Origin of the sequence: Streptomyces sp. NPDC057697 (assembly GCF_042799335.1) — a bacterium.
GTDB lineage: Bacteria > Actinomycetota > Actinomycetes > Streptomycetales > Streptomycetaceae > Streptomyces.
This window is the reverse complement of sequence record NZ_JBHVJA010000011.1, coordinates 248,511-266,304: the sequence shown is the minus strand read 5'-3', so window position 1 is coordinate 266,304 and position 17,794 is coordinate 248,511. Positions and strand designations below refer to the sequence as shown.

The window sequence follows — 17,794 nt, the reverse complement described above, 5'->3', positions numbered from 1 at the left end:
GCCCCGGTGAGCGCGCCGGCCGACACCTTGGGCGCGCTCCTCACCCGGAGGGCGGCCGTGGGCGGCGCACCCGCGCCGGTCTGGCAGATCCTTCTCGGCGTCGTCTGGGCCGGCTTCGCCGCGGGCTCGGCCTTCGGCTGGGGCTCGCGGCAACTGGCGCTGATCATGGGGGATTTCGGTCTCAGCGCGGCGGCGCTGATCGCCGCCGTCTCCTGCTTCCGCTACGCGCGCACCGGCAGCAGCCGGTTCCGTCCCGCCTGGCTGCTCTTCGCGTTCTCCTCGTTCATGGCCTCCGCGGGCAACGCGGTCTGGGGCTGGTACGAGGTCGTGCTCGGGCTTCCGGTGCCGACCCCCTCCCTGGCCGACGTCTTCTTCGTCTGCTTCGCGCCGCCCGCCATCGTCGGGCTGCTCGTCCTCGCCAAGCGCCCCGTCACCCGGGCGGGCTGGCTCTGCCTCGCACTGGACGCCTGGCTGATCGGCGGCTCGCTGCTCACGCTCTCCTGGAGCCTCGCGCTCGCCCACACCGCGCACCTGGTGGACGCCGAGGGCGTGAGCGTGGCCCGTGCGGCGCTCGCGCTGGCCTATCCGCTGCTCGACATCGTGCTGGTCTCCATGGTGCTGGCCCTGCACTTCCGGCGGTCCAGCGTCAACCGCTCCGCGGTGAACACCGCCGTCGCCGCGCTCGCCCTGACGGTCCTGTCCGACGCCCTGTTCACCTCACCGCTGCTGCACCAGACCTACCGCTCCGGCCAGATGCTGGACGCGGGCTGGTTCGCCGGCTCCCTGCTCCTCGCGTACGCCCCCTGGGGCGCGAACAGGGCCGCGGACAACGCTTTCCCGCCACGGAGCGCACAGCCCGCGAGCCGCCCCATCGCGGGATCGCTGGCCGCGCTGACGCCCTATCTCGCCGCCGCCGTCTGCACCCTCGGCATCCTCTACAGCGCCGTCGAGGGCCGCCGGGTGGACCGTGTGGTGATCTTCACCGGCTGCACGGTGGTGCTCGCCCTGGTCGTCCGGCAGGGCATCATGCTCGTCGACAACATCGCCCTCACCCAGGAACTGGCGCAGAAGGAGAACCACTTCCGCTCCCTGGTGCAGGGCTCCAGCGACGTCATCATGATCGCCGCCCCGACCGGGGTGCTGCGCTACGTCAGCCCCGCCGCCGCCGGGGTGTACGGGCGCGAGGCCGACGACCTGGTCGGTGCCGAGCTCGCCTCGATCATCCACCCCGAGGACCTGGGGCGGGTGGTCCACGAGGTGCGCAGGTTCCTCGCCGCCCCGCCGAGCGAGGAGCCCACCACCCGGATCGAGTGCCGCTTCAGGTCCGGTACGGGCGACTGGCTCAATGTCGAATCCACGGTCAACCGCCATCAGGGCGGCCTGATCCTCAACAGCCGCGACGTGACCGAACGGGTCAGGCTCCAGGCCCAGTTGCAGCACAACGCCGAGCACGACCCACTCACCGACCTGCCCAACCGCGCCCTGTTCACCAAACGGGTCCGCCAGGCCCTCGGCGGCCGCCGCTCGGGCGACCCCGGCACCGCCGTGCTCTTCATCGACCTCGACGGCTTCAAGGCGGTCAACGACCGCCTCGGCCACCAGACGGGCGACGAACTCCTCATCCAGGCCGCCCGCCGCCTCCACGAGTCCGTCCGGGCCGGTGACACCGCGGCCCGCCTCGGCGGCGACGAGTTCGCGGCGATCATCCTGGGCGACGGCACCCGGGACCAGTCCGCCCGGGAGTGCCAGGTCCACGAGATCGCCGACCGGCTGCGCCTCACCCTGTCCCAGCCGTACCGGATCGGCACCGGCGACGTCCGGGTGGCCGCGTCCATCGGGGTCGCCTTCGCCGAGCCGGGCATCAGCCCCAGCGACCTCATGCGCAACGCCGACCTCGCCATGTACCGCGCCAAGGCGGGCGGCAAGGACCGCGTCGAGCTGTACGCCCCGCAGATGCAGGCCGACGTCGTACGCCGCTCCGAGCTGACCGCCCGGCTGCGCACCGCCCTGCGCGACGGCGAGTTCGCCCTGCTCCACCAGCCCGTCGTGCACCTCGCCAGCGGCACGGTGGCCGCCGTCGCCGCTCAGGCCCGCTGGCGCTCCGCCCAGGGCATCCTGTTCACCCCGGCCGAGTTCCTCCGTGTCACCGAGGACGGCGACCGCACCGCCGAGCTCGGCCGCTGGCTCCTCGAAGAGGCCGTCGAGCAGGCCGCGGACCGGGCCAGGGCCGGGCACCCGGTCCCCGTCGCCGTGCGGCTGCCCGCCCGCAGGCTCCTCGACAAGGGAATGCCCTTCGGCTCCGTCGAGGCGCTGCTGACCCGGCACGGCCTGCCCTCCGGCGCGCTGATGATCGAGGTCTCCGACAGCGATCCCCGGATCTCCTTCGACGAACTGGAGCAGCGGCTCGTGGCCCTGCGCCGCATCGGTGTCCGCATCGCGCTCGACGGCTTCGGCAGCGGCTACGCCGCGATCAACGCCCTGCGCCGCCTCCCCATCGACGTACTGAAGCTGGACCGCGGCCTCGTCGAGGGCGTGGTGGAGTCCGCCCGGCTGCACAAGATCACCAGCGGCCTGCTGCGCATCGCCTGCGACCTCGGCATGCAGTCCGTGGCCGACGGGGTCGATGTACCGGAACAGGTCCTCGCGCTGCGTGCCATGGGCTGTACGCACGGCCAGGGAATGGCCTTCTCCGGGCCGCTGGACGAGTACCGGCTGCGCCGCGCCCTGGCCCGCGGGGAGTTCCCGGTGCCCGGCAGCGCCCTGGCCCAGCCCGTCCTGACCGGTGGCTCGATCCCCCTCCTCAGCGGCTCACATGCTGAGACGCCCATCCCACCCACTTGACACGCCGAGTGCGTCGGAGAGAGGGTCATTGCCATGCGCACCCGAATTCTCGTACTTGGAAAGCGCGTCGGCTGAAGCAGAGTCCCGCCAGGCACTCTGCAGACCGCACCGACGCGCTCCCCTCGCTTGCCTCACGGCACGAGGGGTTTTTTGTTGCACCGGCACCACGCAAACTGTTGCAAAACACCCGCAGAAACCCTCAGCTTCGAGAAGAGAATGCCGATGACCGAGCAGGCCACCGGGGCCCACCATCCCCAGCCGCGGGCCCGTAACGGCGGACCGTCCGCCGCGACCGTTGAGCACGTCACGGGCGCGCAGTCCCTCATCCGTTCGCTTGAGGAAGTCGGCGCCGACACGGTGTTCGGCCTCCCCGGCGGCTGCATTCTCCCCGCCTACGACCCGCTGATGGACTCCACCCGGGTCCGCCACGTCCTGGTCCGCCACGAGCAGGGCGCGGGCCACGCGGCCACCGGATACGCGCAGGCCACGGGCAAGGTCGGCGTCTGCATGGTCACCTCGGGCCCCGGCGCCACCAACCTGGTCACCCCGATCGCGGACGCCGCCATGGACTCGGTGCCGATGGTCGCGATCACCGGCCAGGTCGCCTCCTCCGCCATCGGCACGGACGCCTTCCAGGAAGCCGACATCTGCGGCATCACCATGCCGATCACGAAGCACAACTTCCTGGTCACCAAGGCCGAGGACATCGCGCACACCATCGCCGAGGCCTTCCACATCGCCTCCACCGGCCGCCCCGGACCGGTCCTCGTCGACATCGCCAAGGACGCGCTCCAGGCGCGGACGACCTTCAGCTGGCCGCCGACGATGGACCTGCCCGGCTACCGCCCGGTCACCAAGCCGCACGCCAAGCAGATCCGCGAGGCGGCCAAGCTGATCACCCAGGCCAAGCGGCCGGTGCTGTACGTCGGCGGCGGCGTCATCAAGGCGGGCGCCACCGCCGAACTGAAGGTCCTCGCGGAGCTCACCGGAGCGCCCGTCACCACCACCCTGATGGCGCTCGGCGCATTCCCCGACAGCCACCCGCTGCACGTCGGAATGCCGGGCATGCACGGTGCGGTCACCGCCGTCACCGCGCTGCAGAAGGCCGACCTGATCGTCGCCCTCGGAGCCCGCTTCGACGACCGCGTCACCGGCAAGCTGGACAGCTTCGCCCCGTACGCCAAGATCGTCCACGCCGACATCGACCCCGCCGAGATCGGCAAGAACCGCGTCGCCGACGTCCCGATCGTCGGGGACGCCCGCGAGGTCCTGGCCGACCTGGTGCAGGCCGTCCAGGCCGAGCACACCGAGGGTCACATCGGCGACTACGCCGCCTGGTGGAAGGACCTCAACCGCTGGCGCGACACCTACCCGCTCGGCTACGACCTGCCCGAGGACGGCAGCCTCTCGCCGCAGCAGGTCATCCAGCGCATCGGACAGCTCGCCCCCGAGGGCACGATCTTCGCGGCGGGCGTCGGCCAGCACCAGATGTGGGCCTCGCACTTCATCCAGTACGAGCAGCCCGCCACCTGGCTGAACTCCGGCGGCGCCGGAACGATGGGGTACGCGGTCCCGGCCGCGATGGGCGCCAAGGCCGGCATGCCGGATCGCACGGTCTGGGCGATCGACGGCGACGGCTGCTTCCAGATGACCAACCAGGAACTCACCACCTGCGCGCTCAACAACATCCCGATCAAGGTCGCGATCATCAACAACGGCGCGCTCGGGATGGTCCGCCAGTGGCAGACCCTGTTCTACAACCAGCGGTACTCCAACACCGTGCTGCACTCCGGCGCGGACACCGAGGGCGTCCCGGCCAAGGGCACCCGCGTCCCGGACTTCGTCAAGCTGTCCGAGGCCATGGGCTGCTACGCGATCCGCTGCGAGGACCCGGCCGACCTGGACAAGGTCATCGAAGAGGCCAACTCCATCAACGACCGCCCCGTCGTGGTGGACTTCATCGTCCACGAGGACGCCATGGTGTGGCCGATGGTCGCCGCCGGCACCTCCAACGACGAGGTCATGGCCGCCCGCGGGGTCCGTCCCGACTTCGGCGACAACGAAGACGACTGAGAGACAGAGAGAGACCGACTCCATGTCCACCAAGCACACGCTCTCCGTCCTGGTCGAGAACAAGCCCGGTGTCCTCGCCCGGATCACCGCCCTGTTCTCCCGCCGCGGCTTCAACATCGACTCGCTCGCGGTCGGAACCACCGAACACCCCGACATCTCCCGCATCACGATCGTGGTGAGTGTCGAGGACCTGCCCCTGGAGCAGGTGACCAAGCAGCTCAACAAGCTGGTCAACGTCCTGAAGATCGTCGAACTGGAGCACTCCGCTGCGATCCAGCGCGAACTCGTCCTGGTGAAGGTCCGCGCCGACAACGAGACCCGCTCCCAGATCGTCGAGATCGTCAAGCTGTTCCGCGCCAAGACCGTGGACGTCTCCCCGGAGGCCGTCACGATCGAGGCGACCGGCGGCGCCGACAAGCTGGAGGCCATGCTCAAGATGCTGGAGCAGTACGGCATCAAGGAGCTGGTCCAGTCCGGCACCATCGCCATAGGACGCGGCGCGCGCTCGATCACCGACCGGTCGCTGCGCGCCCTCGACCGTACGGCGTAGTACCCGCCACCTCGCCGCTCGTATGGCGAGACCCGAAAACGTAACCGACGCAACCCGCCGTACGGTGGGACGCAACACCTGCACACCAAGGAGAGACCCAGTGGCCGAGCTGTTCTACGACGACGATGCCGACCTGTCCATCATCCAGGGCCGCAAGGTCGCGGTCATCGGCTACGGCAGCCAGGGCCACGCCCACGCGCTGTCGCTGCGTGACTCGGGTGTCGACGTCCGGGTCGGTCTGCACGAGGGCTCCAAGTCCAAGGCCAAGGCCGAGGAACAGGGCCTGCGCGTGGTGACCCCGTCCGAGGCCGCCGCCGAGGCCGACGTCATCATGATCCTCGTCCCGGACCCGATCCAGGCCCAGGTCTACGAGGAGTCCATCAAGGACAACCTCAAGGACGGCGACGCGCTGTTCTTCGGACACGGCCTGAACATCCGCTTCGACTTCATCAAGCCGCCGGCCAACGTCGACGTCTGCATGGTCGCCCCCAAGGGCCCGGGTCACCTGGTGCGCCGTCAGTACGAGGAGGGCCGCGGCGTCCCGTGCATCGTGGCGGTCGAGCAGGACGCCTCGGGCAACGGCCTGGCGCTCGCCCTGTCGTACGCCAAGGGCATCGGCGGCACCCGCGCCGGAGTCATCAAGACGACCTTCACGGAGGAGACCGAGACGGATCTCTTCGGCGAGCAGGCCGTTCTCTGCGGCGGCACCGCCGCACTGGTCAAGGCCGGTTTCGAGACCCTGACCGAGGCCGGTTACCAGCCGGAGATCGCCTACTTCGAGTGCCTGCACGAGCTCAAGCTCATCGTGGACCTGATGTACGAGGGCGGCCTGGAGAAGATGCGCTGGTCCATCTCGGAGACCGCCGAGTGGGGCGACTACGTCACCGGCCCGCGCATCATCACCGACGCCACCAAGGCCGAGATGAAGAAGGTCCTCGCGGAGATCCAGGACGGCACCTTCGCCAAGAACTGGATGGCCGAGTACCACAACGGCCTGCCCAAGTACAACGAGTACAAGAAGGCCGACGGCGACCACCTGCTGGAGACCACCGGCCGTGAGCTGCGCAAGCTCATGAGCTGGGTCAACGACGAGGACGCGTAACACCGACGCCCCGGGGGCGGTCCATGGACCCGCCCCCCGGGCGTTTCCCCGTTTCACCGCCGGAAGAGGCGGCGTCGTACGTGTGTACAAGTCGTCCACCCCCGTGCGGGTGATCCTTCCAACGGGGCGCAGTATGCGTCCTGGCGCATGACTACACTTCTCCACACATACACGCGTCAGGCCCACAGTGTCGTGCGTCTTCCACGCGGCAAGCCCCTCCACCGCCTGCGGCCGTCGGGACGGCCGTCCGCACTGGACCTGTGAGGACTCACGTGAGCTCGAAACCTGTCGTACTCATCGCTGAAGAGCTGTCGCCCGCCACGGTGGACGCGCTGGGCCCGGATTTCGACATCCGGCACTGCAACGGCGCGGACCGCGCCGAGCTCCTCCCCGCGATCGCCGATGTCGACGCCATCCTGGTGCGCTCCGCCACCAAGGTCGACGCCGAGGCCATCGCCGCCGCGAAGAAGCTGAAGGTCGTCGCCCGCGCGGGCGTCGGTCTGGACAACGTCGACGTCTCCTCCGCCACCAAGGCCGGCGTGATGGTCGTCAACGCGCCGACCTCCAACATCGTCACCGCCGCCGAGCTGGCCTGCGGTCTCCTGGTCGCCACCGCGCGCAACATCCCGCAGGCCAACACCGCCCTCAAGAACGGCGAGTGGAAGCGGTCCAAGTACACCGGTGTCGAGCTCAGCGAGAAGACCCTCGGCGTCGTCGGCCTCGGCCGCATCGGCGTCCTGGTCGCGCAGCGCATGTCGGCCTTCGGTATGAAGATCGTCGCGTACGACCCCTACGTCCAGCCCGCGCGGGCCGCGCAGATGGGCGTCAAGCTCCTCACGCTGGACGAGCTGCTGGAGGTCGCCGACTTCATCACCGTGCACCTGCCGAAGACGCCCGAGACGCTCGGCCTGATCGGCGACGAGGCGCTGCACAAGGTGAAGCCCTCGGTCCGCATCGTCAACGCCGCGCGCGGCGGCATCGTCGACGAGGCGGCGCTAGCCTCCGCCCTCAAGGAGGGCCGCGTCGCCGGTGCCGGTCTCGACGTGTACGCGAAGGAGCCCTGCACGGACTCCCCGCTCTTCGAGCTCGACCAGGTCGTCTGCACCCCGCACCTCGGCGCCTCCACCGACGAGGCCCAGGAGAAGGCGGGCATCGCGGTCGCCAAGTCCGTGCGCCTGGCCCTCGCCGGTGAGCTCGTGCCGGACGCGGTCAACGTCCAGGGCGGCGTGATCGCCGAGGACGTCCGTCCGGGGCTGCCGCTCGCCGAGAAGCTCGGCCGGATCTTCACCGCGCTCGCCGGTGAGGTCGCGGTCCGCCTCGATGTCGAGGTGTACGGCGAGATCACCCAGCACGACGTCAAGGTGCTCGAACTCTCCGCGCTCAAGGGCGTCTTCGAGGACGTCGTCGACGAGACCGTGTCGTATGTCAACGCCCCGCTCTTCGCGCAGGAGCGCGGTGTCGAGGTGCGCCTCACCACCAGCTCCGAGTCGCCGGACCACCGCAATGTGGTCACCGTCCGCGGCACGCTCTCGGGCGGCGAGGAGGTCGCGGTCTCCGGCACGCTCGCCGGCCCCAAGAACCTCCAGAAGATCGTCGCCGTCGGTGACTACGACGTGGACCTGGCCCTGGCCGACCACATGGTGGTGCTGCGCTACGACGACCGTCCCGGTGTCGTCGGCACGGTCGGCCGGATCCTCGGCGAGGCCGGTCTGAACATCGCGGGCATGCAGGTCTCCCGTACGGACGCGGGCGGCGAGGCGCTGGTCGTGCTCACCGTCGACGACGACGTCCCGGCGTCGGTGCTCGCCGAGATCTCGGTGGAGATCGGTGCCGCCTCGGCCCGCACGGTGAACCTCACCGACTGACGGTCGCGGCGCCTTCACGTACCCGGCATCTAGACGTACGTCTTACACAAACGTCTGCATGCCGGGTACGCTGCTGTCATGGGACACCGTGAGGATCTGCTCGAAGGCGCCAAGCGCTGCCTGCTGGAGAAGGGGTACGCCCGGACGACGGCACGTGACATCGTGGCCGCCTCCGGAACCAACCTCGCCTCCATCGGCTACCACTACGGCTCCAAGGAGGCCCTGCTCAACCTCGCCTTCCTCAAGGTGACGGAGGAGTGGGGCGATGTGCTCACCGAGAAGCCGGACGAGGGCGTGGCGGGCGGCGAGGAGCACAAGGCGCCGCTCGACCAGTTCCGCGACACCTGGCAGCGGGTGATCGACAGCTACGCGGAGACCCGTTCCGTCTGGCAGCTCCAGATGGAGGTCGTCTCCCGGATCGACCAGGACCCGGAGCTGCGGAAGGCCCTGATGGGCCCGCAGCGCGAGGGGCGCGACGGGCTCGCCGAGAACATGCTCGGCATCGACCCGGAGAAGGAGCCCGAGCGTGCGCGGGTGGCCGGACTGTTCTGTCAGGCGCTGCTCGCGGGCGTGATGGTCCAGTGGATGATGGACAGCGAATCCGCCCCGTCCGCGCAGGACTTGACCGAGGGTCTGAAGGTCGTACTGGAGGGCCGGGCTGCCCCGGACGAGGGGTCCTAGGCTCCCAGCCGCGCGCTCTTGAGTGCCATGTGCAGCAGCAGGCGGTCCTCGCCGTCGTTCAGGTCGAGGCCGGTGAGCTGCTGGATCCGGGAGAGCCGGTAGTAGAGCGTCTGGCGGTGGACGCCGAGTGCGGCGGCCGTCCGGGACGCCTGGCCCGCGCAGTCGAGGAACACCTCGGCGGTGCGGGCCAGATCCTTGTGCGGCGGGGTGAGCAGGGCGCGTACCGCGGGATCCGCGGCCGCCTCCGGGGGGAGTCCGGTCAGCAGCCGGTACGCCCCGATGGCCGACCACTCGACGACCGGGCCGAACCGCGCCTCGGCCGTGGCCGCGCGGGCGGCGGCCAGCGCCTCCTGCCAGGCCGCGGCCAGCTCGGCGAGACCCCGGCGGGGCACCGCGACCCCGGCGGTGGCGTCCCGGCCCGCGGCGGCACGCAGCCGGTCCGCGGCGGAGAGCGCCGGGGAGAGCGCATCGGTGGAGCGCAGCCGGACCAGCCCGGCCAGCGAGGGCAGCCTCCCGGTGCCCGGGACCGCGGCCAGCGCCGCCGCCGACGGCACCGTACGGACCGACGGCGGATCGTGCGGCCACGGGATCACGCACACCACCGTGTGGAGCCCCGTCGCGTCCGGTCCCAGCGCCTCGTGCAGCGCGGCGACGGCCATGTCGTGCTGCCAGCCCCGCCCGGCGGTCAGGACCGCGCCGAACTCCCGGGACGGATCGCTGCCCGCCCGCGCCTCCTCGGCGAGCAGCGCCCCGATCCGGGCCGCCACCTCCATCGCCGCCCTCAGCTGCTCGTCGGTCGGGCCCGGGTCCGCGTCGAGCAGCCATACGTAACCGAGCACGGCTCCCCGGTGGCGGACCGGCAGGCAGATCCGGTCCCGGAAGACCCCGGCCTCGGGGGCCGCCGGGATGCGGACCGGGCCGGTGGCGCGGGTGATGCCGAAGCCCTCGAACCAGGCGCGGACGGCGGGCGTGGAGCGGCGCGTCAGGATCGAGCGGGTGCGGACCGGGTCCATCGCGGTGTCGTCGTCGCTGTCGTGGGCGCCGAAGGCGACCAGGCCGAAGTCCCGGTTCTCCAGCGTCGCGGGGGCGCCGAGCAGCCCGGAGATCTCGTCGACCAGCTCCTGGTAATCGCCCTTCACCCGGCCATTCTCGCACCCCTTCAGACATATGTCTGAGAACGGGGGAGCGGATGCGTGACAGCTGTCGATGGCACAGGATCGGAGGGATCCTTAGATTTCACGGTGGTTCTCCGTGCTGTACCGGTCTGTTCCCCCTGTGCCGGTATGGCCTTCGTTCGTACTTTCCGTGGAGGTGCCCCGTGCTGGGTCCCGTGATTCTCGCCGCGTCCCGCAGCGACAAGATGCGCCGTTTCATCTCGGCCGCACCTGGCACCAAGCAGGTCGTCGACCGGTTCATCGCCGGTGAGACCGTCGACCAGGTCGTCCCGATCATCGAGGACGCCGCCGGCAAGGGCCTTGAGGTCACTCTCGACGTGGTGGGCGAGGACATCATCACCCCCGAGCAGGCCGCCGCCGCCCGCGACGCGTACCTCGAACTGATCGGCCGCCTCAAGGACCTCGGCCTGGGCACCCGGGCCGAGATGTCCGTCAAGCTCTCGATGTTCGGCCAGTCCCTGGACGGCGGGCACGAGCTGGCGCTCGCCAACGTCCGCCCGGTCGTCGAGGCCGCCGCCGAGATCGGCACCACGGTCACCCTGGACGCCGAGGACCACACCACCCTCGACTCGATGTTCGCCATCCACGAGGAGCTGCGGAAGGATCACCCGCAGACCGGCTGCGTGATCCAGGCCTACCTGTTCCGCACCGAGGAGGACGCCCGCCGCCTGGCCGCCGCCGGCAGCCGCGTCCGCATCGTGAAGGGCGCGTACAAGGAGCCCGCCTCCGTCGCGTACCAGGACAAGGCCGAGATCGACAAGGCGTACGTCCGCATCCTGCGGATCCTCATGGAGGGTGAGGGCTACCCGATGATCGGGTCCCACGACCCCCGTCTGATAGCCATCGCCCAGGAGCTGGGCCGCAAGGCCGGGCGCAAGCTGGACGAGTACGAGTTCCAGATGCTGTACGGCATCCGCAGCGACGAACACCTCCGGCTCGCGGCCGAGGGCCACCGGATGCGTGTCTACACGGCGTACGGCACCGACTGGTACGGCTACTTCATGCGTCGCCTCGCGGAGAAGCCGGCGAACCTGCTGTTCTTCGGCCGCTCCGTCCTCACCAAGGGCTGAGCCCCCCTCCTCCACCTTTCTACCCAAGGAGCAACGGAACCCATGGACGCTGTGACCCAGGTCCCCGCGCCGGTCAACGAGCCGGTCCACTCCTACGCCCCGGGCTCCCCGGAGCGCGCCCGCCTGGAGGTGAAGCTCAAGGAGCTCAGCCAGAACCCGATCGACCTTCCGATGACCATCGGCGGCGAGAAGCGGATGGGCGGCGGCGAGCGCTTCGACGTCGTGCAGCCGCACAACCACAAGGCCGTCATCGGCACCTTCGCGGCCGCCACGCAGCAGGACGCGCAGGACGCGATCGACGCCGCGCTCGCCGCCGCCCCGGCCTGGCGCGCGATGTCCTTCGACGACCGCGCCGCGATCATCCTGCGCGCCGCCGAGCTGCTCTCCGGCCCGTGGCGCGAGACGCTGGCCGCGTCCACGATGCTCGGCCAGTCCAAGACCGCGCAGCAGGCCGAGATCGACACCCCCTGCGAGCTCGTCGACTTCTGGCGCTTCAACGTGCACTACGCGCGCCAGAACCTGGCCGAGCAGCCCCCGGCCAACTCGCCGGGCGTGTGGAACCGCATGGACCACCGCCCGCTGGAGGGCTTCGTCTACGCGATCACGCCGTTCAACTTCACGGCCATCGCGGGCAACCTGCCCACCGCCCCCGCCCTCATGGGCAACGTCGTGGTGTGGAAGCCGTCCCCGACGCAGACCCACGCCGCCGTGCTGCTGATGCAGCTCCTGGAGGAGGCCGGTCTCCCCAAGGGCGTCATCAACCTGGTGACCGGCGACGGCATCGCCGTCTCCGAGGTGGCCCTGAACCACCGCGACCTGGCCGGTATCCACTTCACCGGCTCGACCCCCACCTTCCAGCACCTGTGGAAGACGGTCGGCACCAACATCGCCAACTACCGCACCTACCCGCGGCTCGTCGGCGAGACCGGTGGCAAGGACTTCGTCGTCGCCCACCCGTCGGCCGACCACGCCGTCCTGAAGACCGCCCTGACCCGCGGCTCCTTCGAGTACCAGGGCCAGAAGTGCTCGGCCTCCTCCCGCGCGTACGTGCCGGCCTCCATCTGGAACTCCGGTTTCAAGGAGGCGTTCGCCGCCGAGGTCGACTCCATCACCATGGGTGACGTCACCGACCTGTCGAACTTCATCGGCGCCGTCATCGACGAGCGCTCGTTCGCCAAGAACAAGGCCGCGATCGACCGTGCGAAGGCCGACCCGTCCTGCACGATCGTCGCGGGCGGCACGTACGACGACTCGGTGGGCTACTTCGTCCGCCCGACCGTCATCGAGTGCGCCGACCCGGCCAACGAGGTCTTCACGACCGAGTACTTCGGCCCGATCCTCGCCGTGCACGTCTACGAGGACGACCAGTACGACGCGATGCTGGAGCAGATGGAGTCGGTCTCCGACTACGCGCTGACCGGCTCCGTCATCGCGAACGACCGCGCCGCGGCCGCGTACACGATGGAGAAGCTGCGGTACGCCGCGGGCAACTTCTACATCAACGACAAGTCGACCGGTGCCGTCGTCGGCCAGCAGCCCTTCGGCGGCGGCCGTGCCTCGGGCACCAACGACAAGGCGGGCGCCCCGCAGAACCTGCAGCGCTGGACCCTGACCCGGGCCATCAAGGAGACGCTGGTTCCGCCGACCGACTACACCTACCCCCACCAGGGCTGACACCCCCCGGGGCGCCGCACCCCCGGCGCCCCGCCATGAATTCCGCCTCCCGCCCGGTTCCCCTGCCGGCCGGGAGGCGGTTTCCATTCCGGGCCGCCCGCGCAGGCCCTCCCCGGGTTCAGATCTCCACGAGCACCTGGTCCAGCGACTTGCGCACCAGTCCGGGCACCTGGCAGTCGTCGGCCGGATACCCGACCGGGATCACCGCGAACGCCTTCTCGTTCTCCGGGCGGTCCAGCACCTCGCGCAGGAACCGCATCGGGCTCGGCGTATGGATCAGCGCCGCCAGCCCCGACAGATGCAGGGCCGAGAGCAGCATCCCGACGGCGATCCCGACCGACTCGTCGACGTAGTAGTGCTTCCGCTTGGCGCCGTCCTCGCCCACCCAGTACCGCTGCTGGAACACCACGACCAGGGCCGGGGCGTCGGTCATGTGGGACTTGACGGCGTCCGTGCCCAGCGGGCGCAGCGCCGCCAGCCACTCCTCGCCGAGCCGACCGTCGTAGCTGATCTGCTCCTCGTGCTCGGCCGCCTCGCGGATGCGCCGGCGCACCTCCGGGTCCTTGACCAGGACGAAGGTCCACGGCTGCTGATGCGCGCCGGACGGGGCGGTCGCGGCACAGGCGATGGCGTCCCTCACGACCTGCTCGGGCACGGGGTCGGCCGAAAACCGGCGTACGGTCCTGCGCTCGCCCATCCGCTCCCGCAACCGGGCGGCACGCGCGAGCGACTCGTCCGCCGCGATCCGTTCGGGGCGGTAGGGGACCGGCTGGTAGGGCGCACCGTGGGTGGGCGTCCACTGAGGGGTTACGGCTGTGGTGTCGGACATGTCGGCAGTGTGGCGGGCGCCCGGCGGTCCGGGACAGGGCGTCCTCGGACAGAACCGGGACGCCCGCCGGTCAGTGTCCGGTCAGGACCAGCCCGTGACGATCAGCGAGAGCCCCGCCGCGAACCCGCCGCCCAGCAGGGCCGGGTAGGGGCCGTACCGGCGGCGGTGGCGCCGCATCAGCAGCCCGAAGGCGCCGAAGCCGAGCCCCACGGTGAGCGTCCGGGAACCCCGTGCCGTCGCCGAAGCGGCGAGCCGGTCGAGCGCGAGGACCCCGGCCCGGCCCGCCTCGGCCCCGTACACCTTGAACGGGATGCCGTTCCACGGCTGGTGCCGCACCGCCGACGCGCCCTCCGCGGCGAGCTCGGAGCGGACCTCGGCCCGCATCCGCTCGTCGGCCCGTGTCGCGGGCCAGCGCGCCGTCCAGGTCGGCGAAGGCGAGCCGGGCCGCGAGCAGCGGGAGAACCATCAGGGTGGCGGCCGGACCGGCGGGCAGCAGGGCCGGCGCGGCGGAGGCACCGGCCGTCGGGGGGGGCGTCCGGCGGGTCCGGGACGCCGGTCCCCGTCCGGCGGAGCGGGGGGTGTGAGGTGGACGACATCGGCCCCCGGGGGAGTGCCGGGGGCGGGCCGTGGCTTCTCGCACCGCCTCTGAGCAGGCACGATCGTTGAAATGCGGGGTTCGTGTGCGGGCGGTGCGGGCGGGCACCGTCAAACCTCCGTCTCAGATAGTAGGAAGTCCGAGTAATTGTGGAGACAGAACGGCCGGGCTGCCCTAGCTTTGTAGAAGCCGAACGTCACGCTAGATCCAGCGACTGGCGGTCGTGAGTACGCGCCCCTGAGCAGGCAACCCCTGCGGCGCCCGCTCCCCGCCCTTCCGGCGCCTCGAAATCCCGATCTCGGAATCCCGATCTCGAAATCATCTTCACGATCTTCGATCTCGAAGCCTCGCGATCTCAAGGAGTCGATCCATCATGGTCCAGACGACTGTCCGCCGTGTCCGTCACGCCCACCGCCCGACCGAGTCGGAGCGCCGGAACGCCGCCGCTGCCCTCCAGCGTGCCCTCGACCGCAGGGACAACGGCGGCTCCACCGGTCACTGAGAACCGGTCCGGTCAGCCCCGGCTGATCTCGAAGTGGTCGATGCGCTCGCCCGACTCGGCGAGCGCGGTGACCTTCATCCGGGCGTGCCGGCCGGGGAGCACCTCCACGGCCAGGAACGAGAAGCCGGTGTAGCGCACCCGGGACCACTCCACGGTCTCGGCCGCCTTCCCGCCCCCCTTGACCACGTGGTACGTGTCCACGCTCTCCCGGTCGGCGACATGCCCCTCGTAGGTGTCGGGTACCGGGAAGTCGTACAGCGCCTTGCCCGCACCGCCCGCGGTGACGTACACGATGCCGTCCCGCGTGGGGTCGGTGCGCTCGCCGATCGGCACCTGGCGCCGGACGGCGTTCCTCAGGATCGCGTCGGTGCGCTCGTAGACGTGGTTGTGGCCGTTGATGACCAGGTCCACCTGGTGCTTCTCGAAGAGCGGCACCCACGCGTCGCGCACCCCGCCGTCGGAGGCGTGCGCGTTGGTCGTGGAGAAGGCGCAGTGGTGGAAGAAGACCACCACGAAGTCGATGTCGTGACGGGCCCGCAGCTCGCCCAGACGCCGGTCCAGCCAGCGGGTCTGGCGGCCGTCGCTGATGCCGAAGTTGGCCGGGATCTCGTACGAGACGTCATTGGCGTCGAGGGCGACGACCCCCACGTTGCCGTGCACGAACGAGTAGGCGCCGGGCTGGTTCACCGGGTCCGGGCCGTTGTCGGGCAGCGTCCAGCGGGCGTTCTGGCCGCCGTAGCCGTCCGGCGAGTACCAGGCCTCCATGTCGTGGTTGCCGGTGGTGACCATCCACGGCACGGTCTTCGACACGGTCTCCGTCTGCGCCAGGAACTGGTCCCAGGTGCGGGCGTCGTAGCTGTCGGTGGTCTGCCCGGAGCCGGACGGGTCGGCGTAGCAGATGTCGCCCGCGTGCAGGTGGAACGCCGGGTTCTGGCCCAGGATCAGCTGGTCGTTGCCGAGCGCGTGGTAGCTGACGCCCTGGTCGCCGAAGGCGGTGAAGGTGAAGGGCTCGGCGCGCGAGGGCGCGGTGGTGAAGGTGCCGAGCGTGCCCAGGTTGCGGGTGTCGGCGGGGTCGAAGCCGTCGTGGCCGACACCGTAGTAGTACGTCGTGCCGGGGTGGAGCCGCTCCAGGCTCGCGTGCACATAGAACTGCTCGGCGGCCGCGATCTTGCCGCCGTTCAGCTCGGGGGTGGTCAGGTGGCGCACCTCGGCCTCGATCCGGTGGCCGAGCGCCCACGGCTTGTGGCCGATCCGGATGTACGGCCGCTTCACGGCGAACGGGACCTGCCAGGAGACCGCCATCTGCGTGCGCGGATCGGCGCCGTACGCCAGGTGCCGGCCGAACGGCGCCACCAGCGAGCCGTCCACCTGGGTGGAGGTGCGGCGCGAGGCGAGGGTGGTGGGGGCGGCCTGGGCGGGCGAGGCGGCGAGCCCGACACCGGCGACCGCGGCGGTCGCCACGCTCGTACGCAGCACGCCGCGCCGGGTCAGCCGGGCCCGCAGATACTCGTGCTGCTCCGCCATGCTCATGCGGTCGGCGAGCTTCTCGGGGATTCCGAAACGGGGGATGTCCATGAAGCAGAACATCCACCCGTTGATCGACGCCGTACCGTCGAATAGGTGAACGGTACACGTACAGCTCCCCATGTGTCCGTATGGTGGACGCCGTATGTCATGGGATGGGACGCGCAGTAGGGTGCGGACATGTCTCGCAGCATCAATCTCGCAGTGATCCCCGGTGACGGTATCGGCCAGGAGGTCGTGGCCCAGGGCCTCAAGGTCCTCCGCGCCGTTCTCCCGCAGGACGTGAAGCTGGAGACCAAGGAGTACGACCTTGGTGCCCGGCGCTGGCACCGCACGGGGGAAACCCTCCCGGACGCGGAGCTCGAAGCCCTCAAGGGCCACGACGCCATCCTCCTCGGGGCGATCGGCGACCCCTCCGTGCCGTCCGGCGTCCTGGAGCGCGGGCTCCTGCTGAAGCTGCGGTTCGCCTTCGACCACTTCATCAACCTGCGGCCGTCGAAGCTGTTCCCGAACACCTCGACCCCGCTGGCCGGCCGCCCGGACATCGACTTCGTCGTCGTCCGCGAGGGCACCGAGGGCCCGTACACCGGCAACGGCGGTTCGCTGCGCACCGGTACGCCCGCCGAGGTCGCCACCGAGGTCAGCGTCAACACCGCGTACGGCGTCGAGCGCGTCGTCCGTGACGCGTTCGAGCGGGCGAACGCCCGCCCGCGCAAGAAGCTGACGCTGGTGCACAAGAACAACGTCCTCGTGTACGCCGGCCACATGTGGAAGAACATCTTCGACCGGGTCGCGGCCGAGTACCCCGAGGTCACCACCGACTACCTGCACGTCGACGCCGCGACGATCTTCTTCGTCACCCAGCCGGAGCGCTTCGACGTCATCGTCACCGACAACCTCTTCGGTGACATCCTCACCGACCTCGCCGCTGCCGTGACCGGCGGCATCGGCCTGGCCGCGTCCGGCAACATCAACCCGACGGGCACCTTCCCGTCGATGTTCGAGCCGGTCCACGGCTCCGCCCCCGACATCGCGGGCCAGGGCAAGGCCGACCCGACCGCCACGGTCCTCTCCGTCGCCCTCCTGCTGCGCCACCTCGGCCACGAGACCGAGGCCGCGCGCGTCGAGGACGCCGTCTCCGCCGACCTCGCGGAGCGCGGGGGCGCGGCGAGCCGCACGACCGAACAGATCGGCGACGCGCTCGCGGTACGCGTAGCGAACTGACCCGACGACTCCGTTTCGAAGCCGCCGGGCAGCAGCCGCACCCGGCGGCTTCACCTTGTGCGGCCCCGGGTGCGACCATCGACCACTGG

General features: G+C 70.5%; 14 protein-coding genes. 10 read left to right on the top strand and 4 right to left on the bottom strand.

Annotated elements, in window-relative coordinates:
* The first annotated feature begins 6 nt into the window (after positions 1-6).
* From ACFVFH_RS26750 to ACFVFH_RS26725, 6 genes are all read left to right on the top strand, one after another.
* Positions 7-2,841, top strand: a complete 2,835-nt coding sequence (locus tag ACFVFH_RS26750) for a putative bifunctional diguanylate cyclase/phosphodiesterase (protein ID WP_383773093.1) — start codon at positions 7-9, stop codon at positions 2,839-2,841.
* A gap of 216 nt (positions 2,842-3,057) precedes the next feature.
* Positions 3,058-4,914: an acetolactate synthase large subunit gene (locus ACFVFH_RS26745; protein ID WP_383773091.1), complete on the top strand. Its 1,857-nt coding sequence runs from the start codon at positions 3,058-3,060 to the stop codon at positions 4,912-4,914.
* A gap of 22 nt (positions 4,915-4,936) precedes the next feature.
* A complete protein-coding gene (gene ilvN / locus ACFVFH_RS26740) occupies positions 4,937-5,464 on the top strand; it encodes an acetolactate synthase small subunit (protein WP_361494352.1) in 528 nt (175 codons plus the stop codon).
* Positions 5,465-5,564: 100 nt separating this feature from the next.
* Positions 5,565-6,566, top strand: coding sequence for a ketol-acid reductoisomerase (gene ilvC, locus ACFVFH_RS26735; RefSeq protein WP_136203890.1), 1,002 nt, complete (start codon positions 5,565-5,567; stop codon positions 6,564-6,566).
* A 272-nt stretch (positions 6,567-6,838) separates the two neighbouring features.
* On the top strand, positions 6,839-8,431 hold the full coding sequence (gene serA, locus ACFVFH_RS26730; protein WP_383773088.1) for a phosphoglycerate dehydrogenase: 1,593 nt from the start codon (positions 6,839-6,841) through the stop codon (positions 8,429-8,431).
* 78 nt (positions 8,432-8,509) lie between these two features.
* Positions 8,510-9,112: a TetR/AcrR family transcriptional regulator gene (locus ACFVFH_RS26725; RefSeq protein WP_383773086.1), complete on the top strand. Its 603-nt coding sequence runs from the start codon at positions 8,510-8,512 to the stop codon at positions 9,110-9,112.
* Here ACFVFH_RS26725 and ACFVFH_RS26720 read toward each other — a convergent pair.
* Entirely contained in the window at positions 9,109-10,251 is a 1,143-nt protein-coding gene (locus ACFVFH_RS26720) for a PucR family transcriptional regulator (protein WP_383773084.1), read from the bottom strand. The genes ACFVFH_RS26725 and ACFVFH_RS26720 overlap by 4 nt on opposite strands.
* Positions 10,252-10,430: 179 nt before the next feature.
* Here ACFVFH_RS26720 and ACFVFH_RS26715 point away from each other — a divergent pair, with 179 nt between their 5' ends.
* The gene (locus ACFVFH_RS26715) at positions 10,431-11,357 is read left to right on the top strand and encodes a proline dehydrogenase family protein (protein WP_383773082.1); all 927 of its coding nucleotides are present in this window, start codon (positions 10,431-10,433) and stop codon (positions 11,355-11,357) included.
* Between the two features lie 42 nt (positions 11,358-11,399).
* Positions 11,400-13,031 (top strand): L-glutamate gamma-semialdehyde dehydrogenase, encoded by a 1,632-nt coding sequence (pruA, locus tag ACFVFH_RS26710; RefSeq protein WP_383773080.1) that lies wholly within the window; start codon positions 11,400-11,402, stop codon positions 13,029-13,031.
* Positions 13,032-13,149: 118 nt separating this feature from the next.
* On the opposite strand, the gene ACFVFH_RS26705 is transcribed toward pruA, so the two are convergent.
* Together ACFVFH_RS26705 and ACFVFH_RS26700 are read right to left on the bottom strand one after the other, a co-directional pair.
* Positions 13,150-13,860 carry a nitroreductase family protein gene (locus ACFVFH_RS26705; protein ID WP_383773078.1) on the bottom strand — a complete coding sequence of 237 codons (711 nt, stop codon included), beginning with the start codon at positions 13,858-13,860 and terminating at the stop codon, positions 13,150-13,152.
* Between the two features lie 81 nt (positions 13,861-13,941).
* Complete coding sequence (locus ACFVFH_RS26700) at positions 13,942-14,244, bottom strand: hypothetical protein (protein WP_383773076.1); 303 nt, start codon at positions 14,242-14,244, stop codon at positions 13,942-13,944.
* Positions 14,245-14,828: 584 nt separating this feature from the next.
* Between ACFVFH_RS26700 and ACFVFH_RS26695 the strand changes: the two genes are divergently transcribed.
* Positions 14,829-14,957 (top strand): hypothetical protein, encoded by a 129-nt coding sequence (locus tag ACFVFH_RS26695; protein ID WP_093545276.1) that lies wholly within the window; start codon positions 14,829-14,831, stop codon positions 14,955-14,957.
* 12 nt (positions 14,958-14,969) lie between these two features.
* Here ACFVFH_RS26695 and ACFVFH_RS26690 read toward each other — a convergent pair whose 3' ends face one another.
* The gene (locus ACFVFH_RS26690) at positions 14,970-16,532 is read right to left on the bottom strand and encodes a purple acid phosphatase family protein (protein ID WP_383773074.1); all 1,563 of its coding nucleotides are present in this window, start codon (positions 16,530-16,532) and stop codon (positions 14,970-14,972) included.
* Between the two features lie 129 nt (positions 16,533-16,661).
* Between ACFVFH_RS26690 and ACFVFH_RS26685 the strand changes: the two genes are divergently transcribed.
* A complete protein-coding gene (locus tag ACFVFH_RS26685; RefSeq protein WP_383773072.1) occupies positions 16,662-17,705 on the top strand; it encodes a 3-isopropylmalate dehydrogenase in 1,044 nt (347 codons plus the stop codon).
* Positions 17,706-17,794 lie beyond the last annotated feature (89 nt).

Coding starts and splice junctions, on each gene's coding strand:
- ACFVFH_RS26695 (WP_093545276.1), top strand. CDS start 14,829: ATGGTCCAGACGACTGTCCGCCGTGTCCGTCACGCCCACCGCCCGACC.
- ACFVFH_RS26685 (WP_383773072.1), top strand. CDS start 16,662: ATGTCTCGCAGCATCAATCTCGCAGTGATCCCCGGTGACGGTATCGGC.
- pruA (WP_383773080.1), top strand. CDS start 11,400: ATGGACGCTGTGACCCAGGTCCCCGCGCCGGTCAACGAGCCGGTCCAC.
- ACFVFH_RS26690 (WP_383773074.1), bottom strand. CDS start 16,532: ATGGACATCCCCCGTTTCGGAATCCCCGAGAAGCTCGCCGACCGCATG.
- ACFVFH_RS26705 (WP_383773078.1), bottom strand. CDS start 13,860: ATGTCCGACACCACAGCCGTAACCCCTCAGTGGACGCCCACCCACGGT.
- ACFVFH_RS26700 (WP_383773076.1), bottom strand. CDS start 14,244: ATGCGGGCCGAGGTCCGCTCCGAGCTCGCCGCGGAGGGCGCGTCGGCG.
- ilvN (WP_361494352.1), top strand. CDS start 4,937: ATGTCCACCAAGCACACGCTCTCCGTCCTGGTCGAGAACAAGCCCGGT.
- ACFVFH_RS26745 (WP_383773091.1), top strand. CDS start 3,058: ATGCCGATGACCGAGCAGGCCACCGGGGCCCACCATCCCCAGCCGCGG.
- ACFVFH_RS26725 (WP_383773086.1), top strand. CDS start 8,510: ATGGGACACCGTGAGGATCTGCTCGAAGGCGCCAAGCGCTGCCTGCTG.